This is a genomic window from Paenibacillus sinopodophylli (genome assembly GCF_005930355.1).
In the GTDB taxonomy this organism is placed as follows: Bacteria; Bacillota; Bacilli; order Paenibacillales; family Paenibacillaceae; genus Pristimantibacillus; species Pristimantibacillus sinopodophylli.
In genome coordinates this window covers 1-3,873 of the sequence record NZ_VDBO01000004.1, presented here as the reverse complement: position 1 = coordinate 3,873, position 3,873 = coordinate 1, and the positions used below count along the sequence as shown (strand labels likewise).

The 3,873-nt window shown below is 43.3% G+C and carries 2 protein-coding genes; both read left to right on the top strand.

Annotation, left to right across the window (positions count from 1 at the left end):
• On the top strand, positions 1-1,185 hold a 1,185-nt coding region (locus FGT79_RS17215; protein WP_171056295.1), incomplete at its 5' end, for an InlB B-repeat-containing protein.
• A gap of 573 nt (positions 1,186-1,758) precedes the next feature.
• The coding region (locus FGT79_RS17210; protein WP_138754072.1) for a X2-like carbohydrate binding domain-containing protein at positions 1,759-3,873 on the top strand (2,115 nt) is incomplete at its 3' end.

Here is a 3,873-nt window from a genome sequence, read left to right as displayed (position 1 = left end):
GTAACTAGCCTTGTTGAAGTGTTAGAAGGCACAACGATAGCTGAACCAGCTTCTCCAACCCGCGAAAGGTTCACATTTGCAGGATGGTACACGGACGCAGGCTACGCAACAGCGTGGAACTTCCTAACTAGTACCGTAACGTCAGATACCACTTTACATGCGAAGTGGGATGCGATACCAGAGTACACGGTAACATTCAACTCGCAGGGAGGCAGTGCGGTAGCCAGCCTCGTTGAAGTGTTAGAAGGCACAACGATAGCTGCTCCAACTGCGCCGACACGAAGCGGGTATACGTTCGCTGGCTGGTATACCGATGCAAGTTACGTAACAGCGTGGAACTTCCTAACTAGTACCGTAACGATTGATACTACTTTATACGCGAAGTGGGATGCTATTCCGTCGCCTTCTACCGGAAATCAGACAATCTATTATACCGTCAGTTTTGATTCGCAAGGTGGAAGCATCATTGGATCTAATCAGATTATAGCGGGAGCAGCAATTGCCGAGCCGATAGCTCCGGCAAAAAGCGGTTACAGCTTTGATGGATGGTATACGGAAGCAACCAATGGCTCGCGTTGGGAGTTCAGTTCAAACAAAGTAACGAAGAACATAACACTTTATGCGAAATGGACCGCGATTCCTGTAGGAATAACCTTCAGCGACATCGCTAACCACTGGGCGCGTGAGGCCATTATTAAAGCAGTTCAAGCTGGTATTGTCAGCGGTTACCCGGATGGAACCTTTAATCCGAATCGTGCAGTAACCCGCGCAGAGTTTTTGGTCATGCTGATGAATGCACGGAATTCATCTGATGCCGGAGCAGATTTAGTGTTCACAGATGCTGAGAAGATACCGACATGGGCAAAGCAAGCTATAGCTCAAGCGGTACAAGCGGGTATTATTAATGGCTATGAAGACGGTTCATTAAGACCAGACGCGATTATAACTCGTGCAGAGATGGCATCGATGATTGCTAAAATACTTGAGCTAGACATTGAAGCAAATGCTGTAACCAGCTTTTCAGATGACACTAACATTCAGGCATGGGCAAAAGGTGCGATAGCAGCGTTAGAAAAACTTGAACTTATGCAAGGAACAGGTGCCAATCAATTTAATGCGACATCCTTTGCTAGTAGAGCGCAAGCGGTGACAATTATTATAAGAATGCTTGAGCTGAAAGACTAGTAGAATACAATGTGATTAATATTAGACGTAAATCTATAATCGAGCTGCCCCTCAAGCCTTTTAACAAACGGCTTGAGGGGTGTTTTTATTCTAAAGTGAATGAGGACCGGTTATGTAAGAAACTCATAGATTCTATGAGGAATGTGGATTTATAACAGGAGATAAGACAGGTGATATCATAAAGATAGTGTGAGGTAATTGTCTTTAGTATTTGGTTATATTTGAGCAAAAAGAAGCAACAAAAGGTATAAGCTATTTGCTGAAATAAAGCCTTGCTGGAAGCGGTTTACGGTCGATTAGAGGTTCGACACTTTTCTATGAATAATTTATAATCAAGCCTGTTTGTTATGGAAGGATTATGTTGGATTTTGTCGAATGTAAATTTTAGCTAAAAATTCCCTGATTCCACTATGGACTGAAAGCGACTAGATGGTGTCATTAGAGAGAGTATAAATGAAGTATAGAGGAGGGTGAGAGCGGCGGTAGGTATGGGCCTACTATATTAGGGGACGGTTTTTTGTAAGCGCTTGAAGACTTTGACAGCAACTCAATAAAATCTGGAGGCATTCAGCTATGACAAAAAGCTATCATGCATCGGTTTGGCCACGAATTGGAATGTTTATGCTCGCGTTTATCATCATGTTTCAAGTTAGTATACCTTCTATTTATGCAGCTCCTACACCGGACAGTTTTACAACGAAAAGCTGGGAGGATTTGCCCACAAAGGCAATCAAGGATGCTGCTTACGGGAATAATGTATATATAGCCGTAGGTGATGATGGGGCTGTTGTTAAATCTGTGGATGCTAATCACTGGGTGAAAGTGAAGGGGAGATCGGATAGCAACTATATAGGTGTAAGCGATCCCAGTGCTTTTAGTTTCTTGGGTGTAGCCTACGGCAATGGATTATTTGTTGCTGTTGGTTTAGAGGGAGTAATTTTAACTTCCCCTGATGGCGACAACTGGACGCAGCGTAATGCAGGCGGTACTTTTAACCTTTCAGCCGTCGAATATTTAACTTTTAATGGAACGGGAGCCTTTTATGCATTAGCAGTAGGCAAATATGTTACTTCCACCGACGGAATTAACTGGACTTCTGTTATTCCTACCGGTCTTCCAGCAGATAAACCTATCACGCAGGTAACCGTGGGGAACAACGGGACTCGTCTTGCTTTCGGGAGTTATGAAGGGAAGATTTACTCTACTACGAATGGATCGACATGGACGAATATCCAACCGATTAATCTGGAAGGATTTGGAGCGAACGGAGCCAATGTTCTCAAATGGATGAACGACCGTTATTTATTTATAGACATTAGCGGGTATATTTGGACCTCTACTAATTTAACCACTTTCACCCAGATCGGCCATCCTTCGAAGCTGGATTCTTATCAAGGCATACAAATGAGAAACGCACTTTATGATGGAACGCATTATTATTTATTCGGATATGAAAGCGGGAAATATGGTGTAGTTTATACCTCTACAGATACAGTCTCATGGGCAAAGCAGCCATTTGAAAGAGAAATTACAACAAGCAATGCCGAATTCATTAACGGTAAATATTTTGTGTTCGGCAATGAAGGCATGAGTATCTCTGATACAGGCTCGAACTGGAGCTATAAATGGGGCGGCAATTTTAATGATGTCATATATGATGGCTCCAAATATATAGCCGTTGGAAAATTAGGAGTAGAAGGATCCCTTTGGGCTTCTAATGATTTAAGCAATTGGACAAAACAGACATTTTCTGGTTCTTCCGATTCTTTTACTGCAGCGGCTTACGGAAATGGCATATATGTTGCGGTTGCCGGTCCACTCCACAATACGACTAAAATCGCTGCTTCCAGCAATGGCACTTCATGGAGCCTTCATGACAGTGTTCTTGGCAATGAAACCCTGACTGATGTTACCTTTGGTAATGGTAGATTCGTTGCAGTGGGTAACGCTACTAGCTCTCAGGCTATTATTGAAACGTCGACAAATGGCACCACCTGGAGTGCGGCGGCATTGCCTGTGAATTACATTCAATATATGAATTCCGTTACGTATGTAAATAATCAGTTTATTGCAATAGGATATAGCGGTTCGAATGGTGCGGCCATTCTGACTTCAACAGATGGCGTAACCTGGGTGGATCATTCTGACGATTACCCAGAGTCGAGCGATACGATTAACAATATTATTTATGATGGCAGCAAATATATTGTAAACGGCTATGATGCAAATAATTATCTTCTGTTTTCTCGTACATCCACGAATTTGGGAAGTTGGTCTGCGCCTTCCTTTACATCAGCGTACCCCTTTTATGGATCAACAACGTTGGCGGCAAAAGGCTCTAATATTTATATGATCGGGTCGGATAACAACGGCAACGGAGTGCTCTTTTTTTCAGCAGATCAAGGAACCACATGGCATGACACGTCTATTGTACCTGCAGAGGCTTCAGCCTTAGCAGTAGTGAATGTTAACAATGAAGTTGTAATTGCAGGTGCCAATAAACTGTCGCAAATTACAGGAGTAAGTGTAACGCCATCGGCGATTTCGCCAAGTGCAGCAAGCTTCGATAAAGAAACAGCTGCGCAAGCGGATGTAGCTGTAATGCTGACGTTGAACGGAAATACGCTTAGCACCCTTACAAATGGTGCAGCAACACTGACAGCGGGAACAGATTACACGGTAGTGGGC